The organism is Pseudomonas salmasensis (assembly GCF_014268375.2).
Classification (GTDB): Bacteria; Pseudomonadota; Gammaproteobacteria; order Pseudomonadales; family Pseudomonadaceae; genus Aquipseudomonas; species Aquipseudomonas salmasensis.
Genome location: NZ_CP077083.1, coordinates 5,248,305 through 5,271,348, shown reverse-complemented (window position 1 = coordinate 5,271,348; position 23,044 = coordinate 5,248,305). Strand labels below are relative to the sequence as shown.

Sequence of the window (23,044 nt, the reverse complement as noted above, 5' to 3'; positions counted from 1 at the left end):
TCTTAAAGGTTACGAATACCTGAGCGCATGCGCCGGCTCAATCTTCGCCGCCCGATACGCCGGGTAGATCGTCGCCAAAAAGCTCAACACAAACCCCGCCGAGCAAATCAGCAACACATCCCCACCTTGCAGCTCCGAAGGCAGGTTGCTGACAAAGTACACATCCGAACTGAAGATATGCTGCCCGCTCACCCGCTCCAGCCAGCCCACTAGCTCGCTTACGTTCAGCGCCGCAATCACCCCCAGCACGCCGCCGATCAGGGTGCCGACCACGCCAATCACGGTGCCCTGCACCATGAAGATCGCCATGATCTGCCGAGGCGTGGCGCCGATGGTACGTAGGATGGCGATGTCCGCGCCCTTGTCGTTCACCACCATGATCAAGGTGGCGATGATGTTGAACGCGGCCACGGCGACGATCATCAGCAACAGCAGGCCGATCATGGTCTTTTCCATTTTCATCGCGCTGAACAGACTGCCCTGGGTGTGGGTCCAGTCGTCCGGCTTGTAAGCCGCGCCCAGGCTGGCGGCGATGTCCGCCGAGACTTTCGGCGCTGCATACAGGTCCTTCACCGCCAGGCGCACGCTTTGCACCTGGTTGGGCTGCCAATGCTGGATTTCAGCGGCGTCGGCCATGTGGATCAGGGCCATGGAGCCATCCAGCTCGGCGCCGACCTTGAAGATGCCCACCACATTCAGGCGCTGCATGCGCGGGGTAATGCCGCCCGGGGCGCTGCTGAGTTCCGGCACGATCAGGGTCAGCTTGTCGCCCACGCTCAGGCGAAAGCGGCGTGCGGTGATATCACCGACCACCACGCCGAATTCGCCAGGTTTGAGGTCATCGAGTTTGCCGCGCACGATGTGCTGGGCCACGATCGACACCTTGCCTTCCTGGGCCGGGTCGACGCCGCTGATCTCGATGGGCTGCATCGCGCCCTTATAGGAAAACATGCCATCCATCTGGGTGAAGGGCACGGCGGCGGTGACTTGCGGATTCTTCATCGCAGCGGCGGCCACCGGCTGCCAATCATCAATCGGCTTTACGCCGACGATGGTGGCGTGGGGCACCATGCCGAGGATGCGCGAGCTCATTTCGCGCTGAAAGCCGTTCATCACCGAGAGCACCACGATCATCGCCAGTACGCCCAAGGCGAGGCCGATCATCGAGGTCATCGAGATAAACGAGACAAAACGGTTGCGGCGCTTGGCGCGGGTATAGCGCGTGCCGATAAAAATCGATAACGGTCTGAACATTCGCGGGCACCGTTGGAAAAATGAAAAAGCCCGGCCTCAAAAAACCGGGCTTGCAACAGGTCAGATAGCGACCAGATGACCTTCCTGCAAATGCAGCACGCGGTCCATCTGCCGGGCCATGCTCATGTCATGGGTCACCACCAGGAACGCGGTGCGCATCTGGGTGCTCAACTCCAGCATCAAGTCCTTGATGCCCTGGGCGGTGTGGGAGTCGAGGTTGCCGGTCGGCTCGTCGAGCATCACCAGGCCGGGGTTGTTCACCAGGGCACGGGCAATCGCCACACGCTGGCGCTCACCACCGGACAACTCCGCAGGCTTGTGCTCCAGGCGGTGGCCCAGGCCGACGCGTTCGAGCAAAGCCGTGGCACGCTGGCGCGCTTCGGGAATCGCGGTTTTGCCGATCAACAGCGGCATGCAAACGTTTTCCAGGGCAGTGAATTCCGGCAGCAAGTGGTGGAACTGGTACACAAAGCCCAACGAGCGGTTGCGCAGCTGGCCACGGGCCTTTTCATTCAAGGCCGACAGTTCTTCACCGGCCAGCCATACGCTGCCCTGGGACGGCGTATCGAGGCCGCCCAACAGGTTGAGCAAAGTACTTTTGCCAGAACCGGAACTGCCGACGATCGCCACGCGCTCGCCAGGGTGCAGTTCAAGCTGCAGGTTGGACAGCACCACCACCGACTCCGGGCCTTCCTCGTAGGATTTGCCCAGGTTGCGGCAGCTCAGGATTGCTTTTTCACTCATGCCCGATTCACTCATAACGTAATGCCTGTGCTGGCTGGGTACGTGCCGCGCGCCAGGCTGGATACAGGGTGGCAAGGAAGCTCAGGACCAACGCGGCGCCGCCCACCATCAGCACGTCCTGGGTTTGCACCTGGGACGGCAAGTAATCGATGAAGTAGACGTCGGCGTTGAGAAACTTGTGGCCGATCACTTTTTCAAGCAGGGCAATGGCGGCGCTGACGTTCAGCGCGGCCAGAATACCCACCGCCGTGCCGATCAAGGTGCCGACCACGCCGATCACGGTGCCCTGCACCATAAAGATCGCCATGATCTGCCCCGGCGTAGCGCCCAGGGTACGCAGGATGGCGATGTCGCCCTTCTTGTCGTTCACCACCATCACCAGGGTGGAGATGATGTTGAAGGCCGCCACGGCGACGATCAGCAGCAACAACAGGCCGATCATGGCTTTTTCCATGCGGATGGCCTGGTAGAGGTTGCCGTGGGTGCGGGTCCAGTCGCGGGCGTAGTACTCGGTCTCGCCCAGGTGCTGGGCAATTTCCCAGGCGCCGCGCGGGGCGTCGAACAGGTCGTTGAACTTCAGGCGCAGGCCCTGCACCTGGTCGGGCTGCCAGCGATGCAGGCGGGCCAGGTCGGTGAGGTTGGTCAGGCCGATGTAGCCGTCGATCTCGCCAGCGCCGACGTGGAAGGTGCCCACCACGGTAAAGCGCTTCATGCGCGGGAACATGCCGGCCGGGGTCACGGTGACCTCCGGGGCGACGAAGGTCAGCTTGTCGCCAACCCCCACGCCCAGCTTGGCTGCGGCCTTGTCACCGATGACGATACCAAAGCTGCCGGGCGCCAGCGCGTCGAGCTTACCTTGCAGCATGAACTTGTCGATGATCGAGACGTTATGTTCCTGGGCCGGGTCGATGCCATTGAGCAGGATCTTCTGCACCTTGCCGTCGTTGGTCAGCAACCCCTGCATCTGGGTAAACGGCGCCACCGCCACCACCTTGGGGTTCTGCTGGACCTTGGCGGCCAGGCTTTGCCAATCATTGATCGGCGCATCGCCTTCAATGGTCGCGTGGGGCACCATGCCCAGCACGCGGGTGCGCATCTCATGATCGAAGCCATTCATCACCGACAGCACCACGATCATCACGACCACGCCCAGGGCGAGACCGATCATCGAGGTCAAGGAAATGAACGACACAAAATGATTGCGACGCTTTGCACGGGTATAACGCGTGCCGATAAATACGAAGAGAGGTCTGAACATGTCGGGGCTTGTTCGGAGGAAAAGAAGACGTCCCGGTGGCGGGGTCTGGTCAGCAGCTTTACACTCAGACCATTACCGTTACCTGGGGTTCGCCATGTCGACATTAGATGAAGAAGAGCGCCGCGAATACTACCGTATCGATGACATGATCGCACTTCAAATCAAACCCCTGTCTGGCCCCGACGCGGCGAGCAAGGAAGTGTTGCTGGATGATTCGCCGCTGTTCAATCTGCTCAGCGAACTGCACCTGAGCGAATTCGAAGCCCAGCACCTGCTGCGCCAGATCAACGAGAAAGACCGCAGCCTGGCGGCGTTCCTCAAAGTGCAGAACAAGCGCCTGGACCTGCTCAGCCAGGTCATGGCTCGCGGTTTGCTGAACGAGGTGGGCGCGCCGCAACCGGTGATCCTCTCCGAAGGCGGCATCGACTTCCAGCACCCCACGCCGCTGGCCGCCGACACTCACCTGGCGGTCAAGCTGGTGCTGATGCCCCAGGCGCTCGGCCTGTTGCTGCGCGCGCGGGTGACCCATTGCGACCCCAAGGGCGACGGCTTTGATGTGGGCACGGAATTCGAGTCCATGACCGATGCCCAACGCCAACTGCTGGCGCGCTATATCCTGCAGAAACAGGCCCAGGAACGCCGCCTGGCGCGAGAACAAAGCGAAGACCTCTGAATGCGTATTCACGACGCCAGCCATCCTGGCGCAAAGGAGCAACTGTGACCCTGATTTACGGCCACCGCGGTGCCAAAGGCGAAGCACCGGAAAACACCCTGACCAGCTTTCAGGAGTGCCTCAAGCACGGCGTACGCCGCTGCGAGCTGGACTTGCACCTGTCCATGGACGGCGAGTTGATGGTCATCCACGACCCGACGCTCAAGCGCACCACCGACCGGCGCGGCAAAGTCGTCGAGTATTCGGCGGCTGACCTGGTGAAGATGGACGCCCGCAAAGGCGGCCCAGGCTGGGTCAGCCCCTGCCCGATCCCGCGCCTGGAGGAATTGTTCGAACAGTGCGACTTCGATCACTGGCAACTGGAAGTCAAAAGCGCCTCGCGTACCCGTGCCGCGACCACCGTGCTGGCGATTCGCGAAATGGCCGTGCGCTTTGGCTTGATGGACAAGGTCACGGTGACGTCAAGCTCGCGGGAAGTGCTCAAGGCCGCCGTGGAACTCACCCCAGACCTGTCACGCGGCCTGGTCGCCGAATACGCCTGGCTCGACCCGCTGAAGGTCGCGCAGAACTACGGCTGTGAGTACTTGGCATTGAACTGGACGCTGTGCACCCCCGAGCGGCTGGAAAAAGCCCAGCGCCAGGGTTTGCATGTGTCCGTGTGGACAGTCAACGAACCTGCGCTGATGCGCAGGCTCGCCGACTTCGGCGTAGATAGCCTGATTACAGACTTTCCCGGTTTGGCCACTGCCACCCTCGAGAATTACTGAAATCGGTCTCCCCGGCCGGCTCAGGCCACCGGCCGGAGCCGCTCAAAAAAGCCGGTTGAGGCCGTCGTAGGCCGCTACCCGATAGGCTTCGGCCATGGTCGGGTAGTTGAAGGTGGTGTTGACGAAATACTTGAGGGTATTTTGCTCACCCGGCTGGTTCATGATCGCCTGGCCAATGTGCACGATCTCCGAGGCCTGGTAGCCGAAGCAATGCACGCCGAGCACTTCCAGGGTTTCGCGGTGGAACAGGATTTTCAGCATGCCTTGCGGCTCACCGGCGATCTGCGCACGCGCCATGCTCTTGAAGAACGCCTTGCCCACTTCGTAAGGCACCTTGGCCTTGGTCAGTTCGTGCTCGTTCTTGCCGATCGAGCTGATCTCGGGAATCGTGTAAATCCCGGTCGGCACGTCGTTCACATAGCGCCAGCTGCCATTGTCGACGATGCTGCCAGCGGCCGAACGGCCCTGGTCATGGGCGGCACTGGCCAGGCTTGGCCAGCCGATCACGTCACCGGCACCGTAGATGTTCGGCACGCAGGTGCGGTAGTTCTCATCCACTTCGATCTGGCCACGGCTGTTGACCTTGACCCCGATGTTTTCCATGCCCAGCTTGTCGGTGTTGCCGGTACGGCCATTGCACCACAGCAAGGCGTCGGCCTTGATCTTCTTGCCGGACTTGAGGTGCAGGATCACCCCGTTGTCCAGGCCTTCGACCCGCTCGTATTCTTCGTTGTGGCGCACGGTGATGTTGTTGTTGCTGAAGTGGTAGCTCAACGCCTGGGAGATTTCCGAGTCGAGGAAGCTGAGCAACTGGTCACGGTTGTCCACCAGTTCCACCAATACACCCAGGCCGCTGAAGATCGAGGCGTATTCACAGCCGATCACGCCGGCGCCGTAGATGATCAGTTTGCGCGGGGTATGGCCCAGGCTCAGGATGGTGTCGCTATCGTAGATACGCGGGTGGTGGAAATCGATGTCCGCCGGGCGATACGGGCGCGAACCGGTGGCGATGATTATGTGCTTGGCCACCAGCTTCTCGACCACACCATTGGCGCAGACCACTTCGACGGTTTGCTCGTCGGCGAAACTGCCGGTGCCAAAGAACAGGTCGACGCGGTTACGGGCGTAGTAGCCGGTACGCGAGGCGACTTGCTTGGAGATGACTTTTTCAGCGCTTTTCAATACGTCCGGGAACGAGAACCAGCGCGGCTCACCAATGGCCCGGAACATCGGGTTGGTATTGAACTGCATGATCTGCCGTACCGAGTGACGCAACGCCTTGGACGGGATGGTACCCAGGTGGGTGCAGTTACCGCCGACCTGGCGACGGCTATCGACCATCGCCACCTTGCGCCCTGCTTTGGCAGCGTTCATCGCCGCACCTTCTCCAGCTGGGCCGGAACCCAGTACCACCACGTCGTAGTTGTAGACAGCCATGCGTACTCCTCAGAACAGGCCAGGCGTACGGTTGGACGCCGGGCTAAATCATGCCGCGGCCAGCGAGCATGAAGGACAATTTGGCTCAAGTGTGTGAACCGGGGCACAGTCTATAGAAGGCCGAGCGCCGCGAACATTAACCCTTGGTCGCGTCGTAGGCCAGTGTTGCCATACTACAGGACGCAAATCAGCGCCGAATTCAGGATGAGCCATTATGCGACAACTATTTTTTTGTTTAATGCTGATGGTGTCGCTCACGGCGCACGCCAACGATGCGCAGCGGCTCAGGCAGGCGAGCTTCCCGGCACAGGTCGAGGGGCTGGCCTTGAAAAACCAGGCGGTGTTCAACTATCTCTGGGCGGATGTGTATGCGGCGGCGCTGTATGCACCGGCTGAACTGCCGGCAAAGCAGGCCTGGGACCAGCAGAAGGCTGTGCGCCTGGCGCTGTATTACTTTCGCGACATCGACCGCAATGATGTGATCAAGGCGGCCATCGTCACCCTGGAACGCCAGCAGGCCAATGCCGGGTTGAACCCGGAGGTAGCCAAGCTGCACGCGCGCTTTCGGGATATTCGCAGCGGCGATCGCTATGCCCTGGATTTTCGTCCGGGGCGCGGGTTGAATCTGGAGATTAATGGCCAGGTGGTGTTCAGCAGCCCGGACGCTGAATTAGCGAAGGCCTACCTGGGCATCTGGCTGGGGCCCAAAGGGCTGTCCGACAGTTTGCGCAACACGCTACTCAAGTGATGCAAGTGTCGACCGTTCCCCATTGTAGGAGCGAGCTTGCTCGCGAAAAACTCACAGACGCCGCGTTTCTTCAGGTAGCCGGCGTTATCGTTGACGTTCTTCGCGAGCAAGCTCGCTCCTACAGAAAGCGAATACAACACTTCAGCCATAAAAAAGCCCCGAACCAGTTTGCACAACACGCTACTCAAGTGATGAAAGTGTCGACCGTTCCCCATTGTAGGAGCGAGCTTGCTCGCGAAAAACTCACAGACGCCGCGTTTCTTCAGGTAGCCGGCGTTATCGTTGACGTTCTTCGCGAGCAAGCTCGCTCCTACAGTAAGCGAACACAACACTTCAGCCATAAAAAAGCCCCGAACCAGTCGGGGCTTCTTCATTCAACGCAAAGGCTTAGCGCGGAAACGCAGGCGGGTTGACCCCAGCCATGTCTTCCATCACGCGAACCACCTGGCAGCTGTAGCCGAACTCGTTGTCGTACCACACGTACAGCACAACACGGTTGTCCTGGGTGATGGTCGCTTCGGCGTCCACCACACCGGCATGGCGCGAGCCAACGAAGTCGGTGGAGACCACTTCCTGGGAATTGACGAAGTCGATCTGCTTGTGCAGGTCGGAGTGCAGCGCCATGTAGCGCAGGTACTCGTTCATCTCTTCACGGGTGGCGGCTTTCTCAAGGTTGAGGTTGAGAATGGCCATCGACACGTTCGGCGTCGGTACACGGATGGCGTTACCGGTCAGCTTGCCAGCCAGCTCAGGCAGGGCCTTGGCAGCAGCGGTAGCAGCACCGGTCTCGGTGATCACCATGTTCAACGCGGCGCTACGGCCACGGCGATCACCCTTGTGGAAGTTGTCGATCAGGTTCTGGTCGTTGGTGTACGAGTGAACGGTTTCAACGTGACCGTTAACGATGCCGAACTTGTCATTCACAGCTTTAAGCACCGGCACGATGGCGTTGGTGGTGCAGGAAGCGGCGGACACGATTTTGTCGTCAGCGGTGATTTCAGCGTGGTTGATGCCGTGCACGATGTTCTTGAGCTTGCCCTTGCCAGGCGCGGTCAACACAACGCGGTCGACACCCGGGCATGCCAGGTGCTGGCCCAGGCCCTCGGCATCGCGCCATACGCCGGTGTTGTCCACCAGCAAGGCGTTCTGGATGCCGTACTGGGTGTAATCCACCTCAGTCGGGTTCTTCGCGTAGATCACCTGGATCAGGTTACCGTTGGCGGTGATGGTGTTGTTTTCTTCGTCAATGGTGATGGTGCCATTGAACGAGCCATGTACCGAGTCGCGACGCAGCAGGCTGGCGCGCTTGGTCAGGTCGTTCTCGGCGCCTTTGCGCACCACGATGGCACGCAGGCGCAGGCCGTCGCCACCACCGGTTTTTTCGATCAGGATGCGCGCCAGCAGGCGGCCGATACGGCCAAAGCCGTACAGCACCACGTCGGTGCCTTTACGGGCGGCAGCGTTTTGCTGGCCAACCACATCGGCCATTTCTTCACGCACGAACTGCTCGGCGGTGCGGCCAGCGCCTTCTTTGCGGAATTTGTACGCCAACTTGCCCAGGTCTACCGAAGCCGCGCCGAGCTTGAGCTCGCTCATGGCTTTGAGCAGTGGGAATGTTTCGTGGACGGAGAGTTCGCTGTCGTCGGCGGAACGATGGCGCGCAAAGCGGTGGGCTTTGAGAATCGCGATGACAGACTGGTTGATCAGGCTGCGGCCATAGATCGAGCTCACCACATTGTTATTGCGGTACAGCTGACCGATAAGCGGAATCATCGCTTCAGCGAGTGCTTCACGGTCGATCCATTCACCAAGACACTGGTCGGGCTTCTGAGTCACGGGAACCTTCCACATGTAGGGGCAGAAAAAAGGGGCTACATTATGTCGCCCGACTGAGCGTTGAGCAATGCGCGAAGGGCAACAAAAAGCCCTTGCAAAAAAATACCACCGCGCTACAGCCCAGGAAACACGCGGGTTCCAGAAGGCCACTAGTTTGGTGAGCAGGCCGACTTGTCCGTAACTCTCCTAAACATTCGCGCATTTTGGCACTACATATTGAGTCAAAGCCCGCCATTGTTTGTCTTAGCCACTACATTTCCTACAAACCGTAATAGGCACAGTCAGCAACTGACAGGCGGCACCTGGGGCCGTTACAATTACCGACTTTGTCGCAACGCTTGGAGCTCAACCTTCCGTGCCCGTTCTGCGTCTACCGCTACTCCCTGCCGCGGCAGGTAAACAGCACTGGGGCAACCTGCCCGGTGCCGCCCTGAGCCTGGCCATTGCCGAGGCTGCCAGCGCAGCCAAGCGCTTTACCCTGCTGCTCACCGCCGACAGCCAAAGTGCCGAACGGTTGGAGCAGGAGCTGAGCTTCTTCGCCCCGGATTTGCCGGTGCTGCATTTTCCCGACTGGGAAACCCTGCCTTACGATCTGTTCTCGCCGCACCAGGACATCATCTCCCAGCGTATCGCCAGCCTGTACCGCTTGCCGGAACTGGCCCACGGCGTGCTGGTGGTGCCGATCACCACCGCCCTGCACCGCCTGGCACCGACCAAGTTCCTGCTGGGCAGCAGCCTGGTGCTGGACGTCGGCCAGAAGCTCGATGTGGAGCAGATGCGCACGCGCCTGGAAGCCAGCGGCTACCGCTGCGTCGACACGGTGTACGAACACGGTGAGTTCGCGGTGCGCGGCGCCTTGATCGACCTGTTCCCGATGGGCAGCAAGTTGCCGTACCGCATCGACCTGTTCGATGACGAGATCGAGACGCTGCGCACCTTCGATCCGGAGAACCAGCGTTCCATCGACAAGGTCGATTCGATCAAGCTGCTGCCGGCGCGGGAATTCCCGCTGCAAAAAGACGCGGTCACGCGCTTCAAGGCGCGCTTTCGTGAACGCTTTGACGTGGATTTCCGTCGTTGCCCGATCTTCCAGGATTTGAGCAGCGGCATCACGCCCGCCGGTATCGAGTACTACCTGCCGTTGTTCTTCGACGAAACTTCCACCCTCTTCGACTACCTGCCCCAGGACACCCAGGTGTTCTCGCTGCCGGGTATCGAACAGGCGGCGGAAAACTTCTGGAACGACGTGCGCAACCGCTATGAAGAGCGCCGCGTGGATCCGTCCCGGCCTTTATTGCCGCCCGCTGAGCTGTTCCTGCCGGTGGAAGACTGCTTCGCGCGCCTGAAAAACTGGCCGCGTGTGGTCGCCAGCCAGCAGGACGTGGACGCTGGCAGTGGCCGTGAGCGCTTCCCGGCGAGCGCATTGCCCGATTTGGCGATCCAGGCCAAAGCCACACAACCGCTGGAGGCGCTGTCCAACTTCCTCGGTGACTTCCCCGGCCGCGTGCTGTTCACCGCCGAATCCGCCGGGCGCCGCGAAGTGCTGCTGGAGCTGCTGGAACGCCTGAAGCTGCGGCCGAAAACCGTCGACAGCTGGCCGGATTTTGTCGCCAGCAAAGAGCGCCTGGCGATCACCATCGCGCCGCTGGACGAAGGGCTGCGGCTGGATGACCCGGCGCTGGCCTTGATCGCCGAAAGCCCGCTGTTCGGCCAACGCGTGATGCAACGCCGACGCCGGGAAAAACGCGCCGACGCCAACAACGACGCGGTGATCAAGAACCTCACCGAGCTGCGCGAAGGCGCGCCGGTGGTGCATATCGACCATGGCGTGGGGCGCTACCTGGGCCTGCAGACCCTGGAGATCGACAACCAGGCCGCCGAATTCCTCACCATGGAATACGCCGAGGGCGCCAAGCTCTACGTGCCGGTGGCCAACCTGCACCTGATCGCCCGCTACACCGGCAGCGATGACGCCTTGGCGCCGTTGCACCGCCTGGGCTCCGAGACCTGGCAGAAAGCCAAGCGCAAGGCCGCCGAACAGGTACGCGACGTGGCCGCCGAACTGCTCGACATCTATGCGCGCCGCGCCGCCCGCGAAGGTTACGCGTTCGCCGACCCGAAAGCCGACTACGCCACTTTCAGCGCCGGTTTTGCCTTCGAAGAAACCCCCGACCAGCAAACCACCATCGAAGCGGTGCGCGCCGACATGCTCGCGCCCAAGCCGATGGACCGCCTGGTGTGTGGCGACGTGGGCTTTGGCAAGACCGAAGTGGCCATGCGTGCAGCCTTTATTGCGGTACACGGCGGTCGCCAAGTTGCGATCCTGGTGCCCACCACCCTGCTCGCCCAGCAGCACTACAACAGTTTTCGCGACCGCTTTGCCGACTGGCCGGTGACCGTGGAGGTGATGAGCCGCTTCAAGTCCGCCAAGGAAGTGAATGCCGCCGTCGCCGATCTGGCCGAAGGCAAGATCGACATCGTGATCGGCACCCACAAGTTGCTGTCGGACGATGTGAAGATCAAGAACCTGGGCCTGGTGATCATCGACGAAGAGCACCGCTTCGGTGTGCGCCAGAAAGAACAGCTCAAGGCCCTGCGCAGTGAAGTCGACATCCTCACCCTCACCGCCACGCCGATTCCGCGCACGCTGAACATGGCGGTGTCGGGCATGCGCGACCTGTCGATCATCGCCACGCCACCGGCGCGCCGTTTGTCGGTGCGCACCTTCGTGATGGAGCAGAACAAGAGCACGGTCAAGGAAGCCCTGCTGCGCGAACTGCTGCGCGGCGGCCAGGTGTACTACCTGCACAACGATGTGAAAACCATCGAGAAATGCGCCGCCGACCTCGCCGAACTGGTACCGGAGGCCCGCATCGCCATCGGCCACGGGCAGATGCGCGAACGCGAACTCGAACAGGTGATGAGCGACTTCTACCACAAGCGCTTCAACGTGCTGATCGCCTCGACCATCATCGAGACCGGCATCGACGTGCCGAGCGCCAACACCATCATCATCGAACGCGCCGACAAGTTCGGCCTGGCGCAGCTGCACCAATTGCGCGGCCGCGTCGGGCGCAGTCACCACCAGGCCTATGCCTACCTGCTCACACCGCCGCGCCAGCAGATCACCTCCGATGCGGAAAAACGCCTGGAAGCGATCGCCAATACCCAGGACCTCGGCGCCGGTTTTGTACTGGCCACCAACGACCTGGAAATCCGGGGTGCCGGCGAGTTGCTCGGCGACGGCCAGAGCGGGCAGATCCAGGCGGTGGGTTTCACGCTGTATATGGAGATGCTCGAACGTGCGGTGAAAGCCATCCGCAAGGGCGAGCAACCGAACCTCGACCAACCCTTGGGCGGCGGCCCGGAGATCAACCTGCGCTTGCCGGCGTTGATTCCCGAAGACTACCTGCCGGATGTGCATGCACGGTTGATCCTGTACAAGCGCATTGCCTCGGCGGCCGACGAAGAAGGCCTCAAGGACTTGCAGGTAGAGATGATCGACCGCTTCGGCCTGCTGCCGGAGCCGACCAAGAACCTGGTGCGCCTGACTCTGCTCAAGTTGCAGGCCGAGCAGTTGGGCATCAAGAAAGTCGACGCCGGGCCGCAAGGCGGGCGTATCGAATTCGAAGCGCAGACGCCGGTCGACCCGTTGGTGCTGATCAAGCTGATCCAGGGCCAGCCCAACCGCTACAAGTTCGAAGGGGCTACGCTGTTCAAGTTCATGGTGCCGATGGAACGCGCCGAAGAACGCTTCAACACCTTGGAGGCGCTGTTTGAACGCCTCATTCCGAAATCCGTTTAAGGACGCCCCCATGCGCGTGTTCCGCATTTTGAGCCTGTTGTTGGTGGTACTCGCACCTTCGGCCTTTGCCGACAGCCTGTATCAGGTGGAAATGATCCTGGTGCGCCAGAATGCGGAACCGGTGATCAACAGCCGCGCCGCCCCGGAAAACTGGGATGCAGGCGCGCCGCGCCTGGGCGAGCGGATGAGCCCGCCGCGCCTGGGTAATATCGTCGACAAGCTGCGCGCCGACGCCAACTACACGGTGCTCGCGCACAAGGCCTGGGAACAGAACCTGGGCGAGCAAGCGGTGAAGGTGGCGATCACCGATGGCCAGGAGCAATTCGGCCAGTTCCCTATCGAAGGGGTGTTGAGCCTGCAACTGGGGCGCTTTACCGATATCGACGCGGATTTCTGGATCAACCAGTTCGACGGCAACGGCAGCGTGATTGCCAGCGAACACTTGAGCCAGAAAGACGTGCGCACCAAGAACAACCAGCTCAACTACCTGGACGGCGGCCACCTGGCGCTGCTGATCAAGATCACTTCGCTGACCGCCAAGCCACCCAGCGCACCACCGCCCGACCTTCAGGACTGATTGCGCGCCATGCCCCTGACGTCGCCGTTGACCAAACCCCTGGCCCCTTCGTGGGCCAACCGCTTCAAAGAGCAAAGCCTTGAGCGCGGGCGGCGCTACGCCCTGGAAAACCGCGTGCGCATCGTCGAGTGCGGCGACAGCACCATCACCGCCAGTTGCGAAGGCTCGGGCGGCAACGTTTACCGCCAGACCATCTCATTGCGTGAATCGGCCAAGGGTTTGCTGATCCTGGTAGACAGCCGCTGCACGTGCCCGGTACACACCAACTGCAAACACATCGCGGCGGTGCTGCTCAAGGTTCAGGAAACCCTGGCCTACCCGGCAGCAGCCCAGGATGCGCAGCTGCTGGAAAAACTCCAGGCGGTGCTGGATAACCGCGTGGTCCTGCCGCAGGTGGTGATGGACGACGTGCAACCGGTGCCACGCCTGTGGCTGGCCAGCGTCGAGTTCAGCGCGTTCGAGCCGCGCAACGGCAAGATGCAGCGCTATATCCAGCACCGTGCGGCGCTGTCGTTCAACTACCTGGGCAACTATGTCAGCGGGCAAAAAAATGCCGACATCATTGTGCGCCAGGAGACCCAGAGCCTGCGGATCAAGCGCCAACCCGAGCAAGAACAAGCCTATCGCGAACACCTGCGCCTGCTTGGCTTCAAGATCGCCACGCGCCAGAGCAAGGCCCTGCCGGAAAGTGCCGGCGAGCTGTTCGAGATGGTCAATGACAGTGCCTGGCTGAACTTCACCCTCAATGTGTCGCCCACCTTGCGTGCCGAGGGCTGGGAACTGCAGATCGATGAAGACTTCGGCTTTGACCTCAGCCCCGTCGATGACTGGTATGCCACCGTCGATGAAGGGCCGGAACGCGACTGGTTCGATCTGGAGCTGGGCATTATCGTCAACGGCGAACGCTTGAGCCTGCTGCCGATTCTGCTGAACCTGATGCGCTCCCACACCGAGATTCTCAACCCGGAGAAACTCGCGCGACGCCGCGATGAAGAGCTGATCCTGGTGAATATCCCCGGCCTGCCCAACGGCCACGGCCCGCTGCAAGTGGCGCTGCCCTACGGCCGCTTAAAGCCGGTGCTGGCGACCCTCGGCGAGTTTTACCTGCAGGAAGCCGGTACCACCGCGCTGCGCCTGGCCAAGGCCGACGCCATTCGCCTCAACCCGCTGGAAGACTTGCCACTGCAATGGGAAGGCGGCGAGAAGATCCGCAACTTTGCCCAGCGCCTGCGCGACATCAAGGATTTCACCTGCGTGGCGCCCGAAGGCCTGAACGCGACCTTGCGCCCCTATCAATTGGAAGGCTTGAGCTGGATGCAGTCACTGCGCCAACTGGAGGTGGGTGGGATACTCGCGGATGACATGGGCCTGGGTAAAACCCTGCAAACCCTGGCGCATATTCTTACCGAGAAAATCGCCGGTCGCCTTGATCGGCCATGCATGGTTGTGATGCCTACCAGCCTGATTCCGAACTGGCTCGATGAGGCGGCGCACTTCACCCCGCAGCTGAGAGTGCAGGCACTTTATGGCGCCGGGCGTAAGAAACATTTCGCCAACCTGCAGGACTACGACCTGCTGCTGACCACCTACGCCCTGCTGCCCAAGGACATCGAACAGCTCGCCGCCCTGCCCTTGCACGTCTTGATCATGGATGAAGCGCAGTACATCAAGAACCCATCCAGCAAGGCGGCCCAGGCCGCGCGCGAGCTGAATGCCCGCCAGCGCCTGTGCCTGAGCGGTACGCCTTTGGAAAACCACTTGGGCGAACTGTGGTCGCTGTTCCACTTCCTGTTGCCGGGTTGGCTGGGCGACGTGAAGAGCTTCAACCGTGATTACCGCGTGCCGATTGAAAAACGTGCCAGCGAGGTGCGATTGCAGCACCTCAACGGCCGGATCAAACCCTTCCTGCTGCGTCGTACCAAGGAGCAGGTGGCAACCGAACTGCCACCCAAGACCGAGATTATCCACTGGGTCGACCTCAACGAGGCCCAGCGCGACGTGTACGAAACCATGCGCCTGGCCATGGATAAAAAGGTCCGCGACGAGATCACGCGCAAGGGCGTGGCCCGCAGCCAGATCATCATCCTCGAAGCGCTGCTGAAACTGCGCCAGGTGTGCTGCGACCTGCGCCTGGTCAACGACGCTACCCTGCCCGCCCGTGGCAGCAGCTCAGGCAAGCTCGACAGCCTGATGGACATGCTCGATGAGCTGTTTGCCGAAGGCCGCCGGATCCTGCTGTTCTCGCAGTTCACCTCGATGCTGAGCCTGATCGAGGTTGAACTGAAAAAACGCGGCATTGCCTACGCCTTGTTGACCGGCCAGACGCGGGATCGACGCACCCCGGTGAAGGACTTCCAGAGCGGCAAGTTGCAGATCTTTTTGATCAGCCTGAAAGCCGGCGGGGTGGGCCTGAACCTGACCGAAGCCGACACGGTTATCCACTATGACCCCTGGTGGAACCCGGCCACGGAAAACCAGGCTACCGACCGTGCGTACCGCATCGGGCAGGAAAAGCCGGTGTTTGTGTACAAGATGATTGCCCGAGGCACGGTGGAGGAGAAAATTCAGCACTTGCAGAAGGAGAAGTCCGACTTGGCGGCGGGCGTGCTGGATGGGCGGACCACGGGGGATTGGCAGTTGGGTAATGAAGAGATTGAGGCGTTGTTTGCGCCGTTGCCCAACAAGCAAGAGAAGCGCTGACTGTTAGGCCGCCTTCGCGATCTTCAACCTGGCAAAGGCGCAAACAGCGCCTCAATATCCCGCTGCTCCAGCTTCCAACCCGCACTGGCTCCGCCTTCCAGCACCCCATCAGCCAACGCAGCCTTCTCCAGTTGCAACGCCTGGATCTTTTCCTCCACCGTGCCCCGGGCAATCATCTTGTACACAAACACCGGTTTGTCCTGCCCGATGCGATACGCACGGTCGGTCGCCTGGTTTTCCACCGCAGGGTTCCACCACGGGTCGTAATGAATCACCGTATCCGCCGCTGTCAGGTTCAAGCCCGTCCCGCCCGCCTTGAGGCTGATCAGGAATAGCGGTGTCTTGCCGCCCTGGAAGTTTTCAACGGGCGTACGTCGGTCAAGGGTGTCCCCCGTCAGGATCGAATACTCAAGCTCACGCTGCTTGAGCTCTTCTTCAATCAACGCCAGCATCGAAGTGAATTGCGAGAACAGCAAAATCCGCCGCCCCTCGCTGAGCAACTCTTCCAACATGTCCATCAAGCTGCCGAGCTTGCCAGTGCCGGCCTTGGCAGCTTTAGTCATCGGCACAGACTTGACCAGGCGCAAGTCACAGCACACCTGGCGCAGTTTGAGCAGGGCTTCGAGGATGATGATCTGGCTGCGGGCCACGCCATGACGACTGATCTCGTCGCGCACCTTTTTATCCATGGCCACACGCACCGTTTCGTAGACATCCCGCTGTGCATCGCTGAGCTCTACCCAGTGCACGATTTCCGACTTGGGCGGTAACTCCGTAGCAACCTGTTCCTTTTTGCGCCGCAACAGGAACGGCTTGATACGTGCTGTGAGGTGCTGCATACGCTGCGCATTACCGTGCTTTTCGATGGGCGTGCGGTAATCGCGATTAAAGCTCTTGCTATCGCCCAACCAGCCCGGCATCAAGAAATGGAACAGTGACCACAGCTCGCCCAAGTGGTTTTCCAACGGCGTACCGCTCAAGCATAAACGCTGACCGGCCTCCAACTCACGAGCCGCCTGGGCTGCCTTGCTATTAGGATTCTTGATGTTTTGCGCTTCGTCGAGGATCAGCACACTCCAACATTGAGGCTGCAGCACTTCAAGGTCTCGCGACAGCAGCGCGTAAGTGGTGAGTACCAGGTCGTAATCGGCCAGGCGCGCGAAGTCAGCCTGGCGCTGCGAGCCGTGCAGCGCCAGGACCTTGAGTTGAGGGGTAAAGCGTGCGGCTTCATCCATCCAGTTGGGGACCAGGCTGGTGGGCATCACCGCCAGAGCAGGAGCCTGCAAGCGGCCGGCCTGTTTCTCACAGAGCAAATGGGCAAGGGCCTGCAGGGTTTTCCCCAGGCCCATGTCATCCCCAAGAATCCCGCCGACGTCCAGCTCGCGCAGGGCTTGCATCCAGTTAAGGCCTTCGAGCTGGTAGCCACGTAGTTCGGCGTTCAGGCCCTGAGGAGCCGGTACATTGACGTGCGTGGCCTCCTTGAGACGCTTGGCGAAATCACGCAGCCGCTCGCCGCCCTGCCAGACCAAGGGTATTGCATCCAGGGTGCTGAGCCGTGCCGCGTCGGGCGCGCTCAACCGCAGTGCATCGCCTTCAGGTGCGCGCAGGTAGAGTTCGCCGAGGGTCGCCATCAGGGGTTTGATACGGCCGTAAGGCAGCGCGACTTTGGTATGAGTGCCGGCGCCTAAACTGACCAATACTCGCTCATCGTCGTCACGTTCAGCCATATAAGTGGCATCGAGCAGTTTGGGCTGACGACGCATCAAATCGAGCATGATTGGCAACAGGCTGTGCCGCTCGCCATTGACCTCGACGCCCAGTTCAAGGTTGAACCATTCATGACCCGGCGTCTCTTCGATATCCGCGTACCAGTGGTCCACAGCCTCCACGTCGTAATAAAAGCCCGGTTGGATGACGACCTCCCACCCGGCCTCGCGCAAAACCGCCAGATCGCGCTCAACAAAGCGCAGCCAGGCTTCATCAGTGGGTAGACCGAACATCTCTCCTGCACTGGCAGGCAGCGCACGGGTTTTGCGAGTGACCGCTTTAAGGCCGATCTTCGTGAGGGTCTTGCGCAGGGCTTTTTCAGCCACCGGCTTGCGTTGGATACGTTGGGTTTCAGTGCCGTTGAGAAACAGGATGTCCTCAGTGCCTTTGCCGCTGACCAGGCAGGCGTCGTATCGGTAAGCCAAGGCGACGCGGTGTTCAAACGTGAGCATTTGCCGATGGTGTGCCTGGCTGTAGACGTAGGACTCGTCGCTTCCCAAGGTGAGGCATCCTTGAGGCTCTAACGCATCCACCACACGCTCGGTCAGCTCCCGCGGCGGAGGAATCACCTTGGATATCGAACTGATGCGATGGCTGAATAACGCGACCTGATCAGCTGGAATCGTCGGCAAGGCGCAAAGATGAATGGCCAGATTATCGTCCAGCCCGTGCTCGACCACCCCGATAGCCAGGTTATCGCGGTCAAGATAATGAAGCGGTTTGAGGGGCAATACCTCGTCCAACTCGCGCCCGTTGCTGATCCACTTGGGAATGTGATTGCCATCGGACAACATGGCCCAATCAAAACGCGCGGGCCGGGCCGGGCCGGGCTTAAGCGCCAGGCCAGTGCCCTGCTCAATAAACAGACGTTGGGTTTTGAGCGCCAATTGGAGAATTTCGGCCCCTGGTTCGCCGGCCAGCTGATAACGGGTGTTATAGGAACTATAAGACCGGCTCAACAACAGCAATCGACAAATGCGTGTATCCAGCTCATGCATATAGGCGGGAGCACGTCGCAATGTCTCGTCGATCGAGTACAGCGGCTTGATATCGCTGTACTCACCTTTTTTCGTCACGCGCGCTCGATATAGCTCTAATGACCACCTCATCGAATAGGGATCGGGGGAGAGCTGGTACAGCAAAGAGGTGCCCGTATTCCTGGGTTGTTCCTCATCCACAGGCGTGGGTTCAGGGATGCTTTCAAGCCACTTTTCGAGCTGGGGGCTGAGGCGCTCAACCGGTGTCTTTTGCTGCTTTACAGGCCGGTTCAGGTCTTCGTGCAGGACAGTCAACATAAACAGCGCCGCAGCCGCGTGCTTGCAATTGATCGCTACCGGGCAAGAACACACACACTCGACAGTCGCCCAATTTGATGTGACAACATGTGTGATCACCTGGTTGTAGACGTTACGACCGGAGCCCTTGCAACGCGCGATCAACCGATGTTTTCCCACTTCGACTATTTCGAGACGACTTTCACCAGCGTACTCGAAACCACGCTCCAGTGAACGAGGGTCAAAGCGCTCTTGCCAATCCAATTCTACGATACGTGCGATCAGGTCATTCATGGGGCAGCACTCTACAACGGTCGGCAACGCGATTTAAAGCAGGCCGACTCCCACAAAGCGGTAAGAGATCGCTACAGCAACACCCAGACGCTTCCTACACCAAGCCTCTTTCTTTAACAGCGCAGGCGACGGTTATTCAATCAGTTGAGCGTCTCGCAACGCTGTGAGAGCCGCCAACCAGCGTGGATCCTGTTTGTAATCCGTCGACGCAACCGCCTGCCCACGCATACGTGCAATCCGCGCCGACGGCGTGACCTTCATCCGCTGCGCTGCACTGAGCGCCAGCTCGGCTGCCGCACGGTCATTGCACACCAAGCCCATGTCACAACCGGCGGTCAGCGCCGCTTCGATACGACTGGCCGCATCGCCGACCACATGGGCGCCGGCCATGGACAGGTCATCGCTGAAGATCACCCCGTCAAACTGCAACTCACCGCGCAGGATGTCCTGCAACCAGCGGCGTGAGAAGCCGGCGGGCTGGGCATCGACCTGCGGGTAGATGACGTGCGCCGGCATCACGGCGGCCAGTTGCTTGCTCAGGCGTGCGAAAGGCACCAGGTCATTGGCGCGAATCTGTTCCAGGCTGCGCTCGTCCGTGGGAATAGCGACGTGGGAATCGGCCTCGGCCCAACCGTGGCCCGGGAAGTGCTTGCCGGTGGCAGCCATGCCGGCGCTGTTCATGCCGCGGATAAAGGCTCCGGCGAGCACGGCAGCGCGCTCGGGGTCGCCTTCAAAGGAGCGGGTGCCGACCACGGCGCTGCGTTGGTAATCCAGGTCCAGCACTGGGGCAAAACTCAGGTCCAGGCCCACCGCCAGCACTTCGGTGGCCATGATCCAACCGCATTGTTCGGCCAGGTATTGGGCGTTGGGGTTATCCGCCAGCGCACGCATGGCCGGCAGGCGTACAAAGCCTTGGCGCAGACGCTGCACGCGGCCGCCTTCCTGGTCCACGGCCAGCAGCAAGTCCGGGCGCACTGCGCGAATGGCTGCGCTCAACTCGCGAACCTGGCGCGGGTGCTCGATATTGCGCGCAAAAATGATCAGGCCGCCCACTTCCGGTTGGCGCAACAGATGACGATCCTCGGCCGTGAGCCAGGTACCGGCGACGTCGACCATCAAAGAACCTTGCAGGGCAGCAGTCATAAACCTTCCTTAAATAACGCACACAACCCGTCGTCCTTGCCAGGCACGGCAAGGACGACGGGTTGTGAATAAATAGCTGAAATCGGCATGGCGGCTAGCTTAGCGGATGCAAGCGGCCGCGCCCACCCGCAGCGATCAAACCTTGGCGGCGACCGGTACGGTTTTGCTGCGTGGGCGTAACTGGGCGGCGGCCATGGCCGGATCGCTGACGCCGGTTTCGGCGCGCATGCCAGCGGCGAGGAACGGCACCATCAGGCGCATGACTTGCTCGATGGAAGTGTTCACGCCGAAATCGGTCTCGGCAATTGCCCGCAACGCCTTGATACCGGACATGCTGAAAGCGGCGGCACCGAGCATGAAATGCACACGCCAGAACAGTTCGATAGGCGGAATACGCGGGGCCGCTTCGTTGACCAGCAGCATATAGCGGCGGAACACCTTGCCGTACATGTCTTCCAGGTAACGGCGCAAGTGGCCCTGGCTCTGGCTGAACGCCAGGCCCAGCAGGCGCATGAAGATCGACAGGTCGTTGCCGCTACGAGGCTGCACGACCAACGCTTGCTCCACGAGGATTTCCAGCAGCTCTTCCAGGCTAGGCTTGTGATCGGCCTTGGCCTGGCGGCGTTCCAGCTCACGGTCGAGGCTTGCGCAGAACGGGCCCAGAAAGCGTGAGAACACTGCCTGGATCAGGGCCTTTTTCGAGCCGAAATGATAGTTCACCGCGGCGAGGTTGACCCCTGCCTTGCTGGTGATCAGCCGCAATGAAGTTTCAGCAAATCCTTTTTCCGCGAACAATTGCTCGGCAGCATCGAGAATGCGTTCAACGGTTTCCGACTGGGCCATGGCTACTCCGCCTGACAAACACTTGTTTGAAACATACGTTTCAGAGTGTGTCTTGTCAAGCCTGGGGGTCCGCTTTGCGGCTGGTCGGTCATCTGATTCATCGCTATTTAATCATATCCTCGCAGCTCTGTAGGCAGCGCCGCTTCTGCTCTGTAGGACGGCTGACGGATGACCGTCCAGCGGAGCCGCTAAAAAGGATGATTGCTAAGCGCAGTTCACTGTATATAATCCCAGTCACTGTATAAAAAGACAGAGCGATCAACATGCTAAAACTGACGCCACGCCAAGCTGAGATTCTGGCTTTTATCAAGCGCTGCCTTGATGACAACGGGTACCCGCCTACCCGTGCGGAGATTGCCCTGGAACTGGGGTTCAAGTCCCCCAATGCTGCCGAGGAACACCTCAAGGCCCTCGCTCGCAAAGGCGCGATCGAGATGACCCCGGGTGCTTCGCGGGGTATTCGTATCCCTGGCTTCGAAGCCAAGGCCGACGAGTCGACATTGCCGATCATCGGTCGCGTCGCCGCAGGTGCGCCGATCCTGGCGCAGCAGCACGTCGAGGAATCCTGCAACATCAACCCGACCTTCTTCCATCCTCGCGCCGACTACCTGTTGCGTGTGCACGGCATGAGCATGAAGGACGTGGGTATCTTTGACGGCGACCTGCTGGCCGTCCATACCACCCGCGAAGCCCGCAATGGCCAGATCGTCGTGGCCCGTATCGGCGACGAGGTCACGGTCAAACGCTTCAAGCGCGAAGGCAGCAAGGTCTGGCTCCTGGCCGAAAACCCTGAGTTTGCCCCGATCGAAGTCAACCTGAAAGACCAGGACCTGGTGATCGAAGGCTTGAGTGTCGGCGTCATTCGCCGCTAAAGGAGGCATCATGCAGCTCGTGCACACCCCACAACACACACAACTGTCGCTGTTCGAGGCCTTCATGGCCCAGCCCCTTGCGCCAATCCTCAAGGAAACGGTCGAAGCCCCCTGGGGCGGCGAACCTGAGGCGTTCAGTGAATTGTCGTTGCGCGGTGCGGCTGAGAGCTGCCTGAACCTGCTGGCACCTATCCTGCGCGAATTAAGCGAAGATCAGGACGCCCGCTGGCTGACACTGATCGCCCCGCCCGCCAGCCTTACCCAGGCCTGGCTGCGGGACGCCGGGCTCAACCGCGAGCGCATCCTGTTGCTGCAACCACGCGGCGCGCAAAGTGCCCAGCAGCTAACCTGCGAAGCCTTGCGCCTGGGCCGCAGCCATACGGTGGTGAGCTGGCTGAACCCGCTGAATGCCAGCGCCAGGCAGCAACTGATCAGCGCTGCGCGCATGGGTGATGCACAAAGTTTGAATATACGATTGGGGTAATGATGGGCATGCCACAGGAGCGGCCTTCACCAAGGACTCAGTGAAGAACGCGCGGCCCTTCTTCTTTCTCCGGCTCGCCTTCGGCAAGGCGACCAGCCATCTGCACGCCCACGCTCAACATGGCTTTAGCCACTTCGACGTGCTGGCCTTGCAGGAAGACCTTGGCGTCTTCGGAGAAATCCAGAATAACCAGAGAACCCTCGTCCTCCGCCCGGCGCAGTTCAATTCGGCCGTCAGGCAGTTCAACAATTTCCAGAAAGGACGTTGGCATAAAAGTCTGTTCTCCACGAAAGGCCTGGGATTATATCAGTCATCCACCCCGCCTCGCAGGGGATATGGACAGGTTTGTTGACGGCTTGATGAATGGTGGCCTGGGCAACACGCTTCTCTCTGTGGGAGCTGGCTTGCCTGCGATGGCGGTGGGTCAGTTATTACTGGGCTTTTCTGACTCACCTCTATCGCAGCATGGGCATTCACAGAACTTTGCAAGCTGAAGCAGCCAACGGTAACCACGATGCGAAGCGAGTCGCTCTTGATCTTGCTCTGCTTGTGATCTTGATCTGGCTTT

The 23,044-nt window shown here is 60.6% G+C and carries 17 protein-coding genes; 8 read left to right on the top strand and 9 right to left on the bottom strand.

The window, feature by feature from the left end:
• Nucleotides 1-9 precede the first annotated feature (9 nt).
• Genes HU731_RS23675 through HU731_RS23665 form a run of 3 tightly spaced genes read right to left on the bottom strand, consistent with a single transcriptional unit; the run spans nucleotide 10 to nucleotide 3,256 of the window.
• Nucleotides 10-1,254: a lipoprotein-releasing ABC transporter permease subunit gene (locus tag HU731_RS23675; RefSeq protein ID WP_032892838.1), complete on the bottom strand. Its 1,245-nt coding sequence runs from the start codon at nucleotides 1,252-1,254 to the stop codon at nucleotides 10-12.
• Nucleotides 1,255-1,314: 60 nt separating this feature from the next.
• Nucleotides 1,315-1,998, bottom strand: a complete 684-nt coding sequence (gene lolD / locus HU731_RS23670; protein WP_019818240.1) for a lipoprotein-releasing ABC transporter ATP-binding protein LolD — start codon at nucleotides 1,996-1,998, stop codon at nucleotides 1,315-1,317.
• A gap of 7 nt (nucleotides 1,999-2,005) precedes the next feature.
• Nucleotides 2,006-3,256: a lipoprotein-releasing ABC transporter permease subunit gene (locus HU731_RS23665; protein ID WP_003189676.1), complete on the bottom strand. Its 1,251-nt coding sequence runs from the start codon at nucleotides 3,254-3,256 to the stop codon at nucleotides 2,006-2,008.
• A 94-nt stretch (nucleotides 3,257-3,350) separates the two neighbouring features.
• On the opposite strand from HU731_RS23665, the gene HU731_RS23660 reads away from it, so the two are divergent.
• Both HU731_RS23660 and HU731_RS23655 read left to right on the top strand, forming a co-directional pair.
• Nucleotides 3,351-3,929 carry a PilZ domain-containing protein gene (locus HU731_RS23660; RefSeq protein ID WP_003189673.1) on the top strand — a complete coding sequence of 193 codons (579 nt, stop codon included), beginning with the start codon at nucleotides 3,351-3,353 and terminating at the stop codon, nucleotides 3,927-3,929.
• 44 nt (nucleotides 3,930-3,973) lie between these two features.
• Entirely contained in the window at nucleotides 3,974-4,696 is a 723-nt protein-coding gene (locus tag HU731_RS23655) for a glycerophosphodiester phosphodiesterase (protein ID WP_014717518.1), read from the top strand.
• A 42-nt stretch (nucleotides 4,697-4,738) separates the two neighbouring features.
• Here HU731_RS23655 and sthA read toward each other — a convergent pair whose 3' ends face one another.
• The gene (gene sthA, locus HU731_RS23650) at nucleotides 4,739-6,133 is read right to left on the bottom strand and encodes a Si-specific NAD(P)(+) transhydrogenase (protein WP_003189670.1); all 1,395 of its coding nucleotides are present in this window, start codon (nucleotides 6,131-6,133) and stop codon (nucleotides 4,739-4,741) included.
• Nucleotides 6,134-6,347: 214 nt separating this feature from the next.
• Here sthA and HU731_RS23645 point away from each other — a divergent pair, with 214 nt between their 5' ends.
• Nucleotides 6,348-6,881, top strand: coding sequence for a chalcone isomerase family protein (locus HU731_RS23645; protein ID WP_186605896.1), 534 nt, complete (start codon nucleotides 6,348-6,350; stop codon nucleotides 6,879-6,881).
• A gap of 387 nt (nucleotides 6,882-7,268) precedes the next feature.
• On the opposite strand, the gene HU731_RS23640 is transcribed toward HU731_RS23645, so the two are convergent.
• Entirely contained in the window at nucleotides 7,269-8,732 is a 1,464-nt protein-coding gene (locus HU731_RS23640; RefSeq protein WP_032873405.1) for a glyceraldehyde-3-phosphate dehydrogenase, read from the bottom strand.
• 340 nt (nucleotides 8,733-9,072) lie between these two features.
• Here HU731_RS23640 and mfd point away from each other — a divergent pair, with 340 nt between their 5' ends.
• From mfd to HU731_RS23625, 3 genes are read left to right on the top strand one after another with little or no spacing between them, the layout of a single operon-like run.
• The gene (gene mfd / locus HU731_RS23635) at nucleotides 9,073-12,522 is read left to right on the top strand and encodes a transcription-repair coupling factor (RefSeq protein ID WP_032892840.1); all 3,450 of its coding nucleotides are present in this window, start codon (nucleotides 9,073-9,075) and stop codon (nucleotides 12,520-12,522) included.
• Between the two features lie 10 nt (nucleotides 12,523-12,532).
• A complete protein-coding gene (locus HU731_RS23630) occupies nucleotides 12,533-13,099 on the top strand; it encodes a CsiV family protein (protein ID WP_014717515.1) in 567 nt (188 codons plus the stop codon).
• A 9-nt stretch (nucleotides 13,100-13,108) separates the two neighbouring features.
• On the top strand, nucleotides 13,109-15,799 hold the full coding sequence (locus HU731_RS23625) for a DEAD/DEAH box helicase (protein WP_186605894.1): 2,691 nt from the start codon (nucleotides 13,109-13,111) through the stop codon (nucleotides 15,797-15,799).
• Between the two features lie 23 nt (nucleotides 15,800-15,822).
• Here HU731_RS23625 and HU731_RS23620 read toward each other — a convergent pair whose 3' ends face one another.
• The 3 genes from HU731_RS23620 to HU731_RS23610 all read right to left on the bottom strand — a co-directional run bounded on the left by HU731_RS23620 (nucleotide 15,823) and on the right by HU731_RS23610 (nucleotide 21,120).
• On the bottom strand, nucleotides 15,823-19,134 hold the full coding sequence (locus tag HU731_RS23620; protein ID WP_186605892.1) for a DEAD/DEAH box helicase: 3,312 nt from the start codon (nucleotides 19,132-19,134) through the stop codon (nucleotides 15,823-15,825).
• A 132-nt stretch (nucleotides 19,135-19,266) separates the two neighbouring features.
• Nucleotides 19,267-20,277 (bottom strand): beta-N-acetylhexosaminidase, encoded by a 1,011-nt coding sequence (gene nagZ, locus HU731_RS23615; protein WP_186605890.1) that lies wholly within the window; start codon nucleotides 20,275-20,277, stop codon nucleotides 19,267-19,269.
• A gap of 135 nt (nucleotides 20,278-20,412) precedes the next feature.
• Complete coding sequence (locus HU731_RS23610) at nucleotides 20,413-21,120, bottom strand: TetR/AcrR family transcriptional regulator (protein WP_003189661.1); 708 nt, start codon at nucleotides 21,118-21,120, stop codon at nucleotides 20,413-20,415.
• Nucleotides 21,121-21,383: 263 nt separating this feature from the next.
• Here HU731_RS23610 and lexA point away from each other — a divergent pair, with 263 nt between their 5' ends.
• Both lexA and sulA read left to right on the top strand, forming a co-directional pair.
• Entirely contained in the window at nucleotides 21,384-21,992 is a 609-nt protein-coding gene (gene lexA, locus HU731_RS23605) for a transcriptional repressor LexA (RefSeq protein WP_003172575.1), read from the top strand.
• A 10-nt stretch (nucleotides 21,993-22,002) separates the two neighbouring features.
• Nucleotides 22,003-22,476 carry an SOS-induced cell division inhibitor SulA gene (gene sulA / locus HU731_RS23600; RefSeq protein ID WP_186605888.1) on the top strand — a complete coding sequence of 158 codons (474 nt, stop codon included), beginning with the start codon at nucleotides 22,003-22,005 and terminating at the stop codon, nucleotides 22,474-22,476.
• A 37-nt stretch (nucleotides 22,477-22,513) separates the two neighbouring features.
• Here the strand turns inward: sulA and HU731_RS23595 are convergent, their stop codons facing one another.
• Nucleotides 22,514-22,747 (bottom strand): hypothetical protein, encoded by a 234-nt coding sequence (locus HU731_RS23595; protein ID WP_003189656.1) that lies wholly within the window; start codon nucleotides 22,745-22,747, stop codon nucleotides 22,514-22,516.
• Between the last annotated feature and the right edge of the window lie 297 nt (nucleotides 22,748-23,044).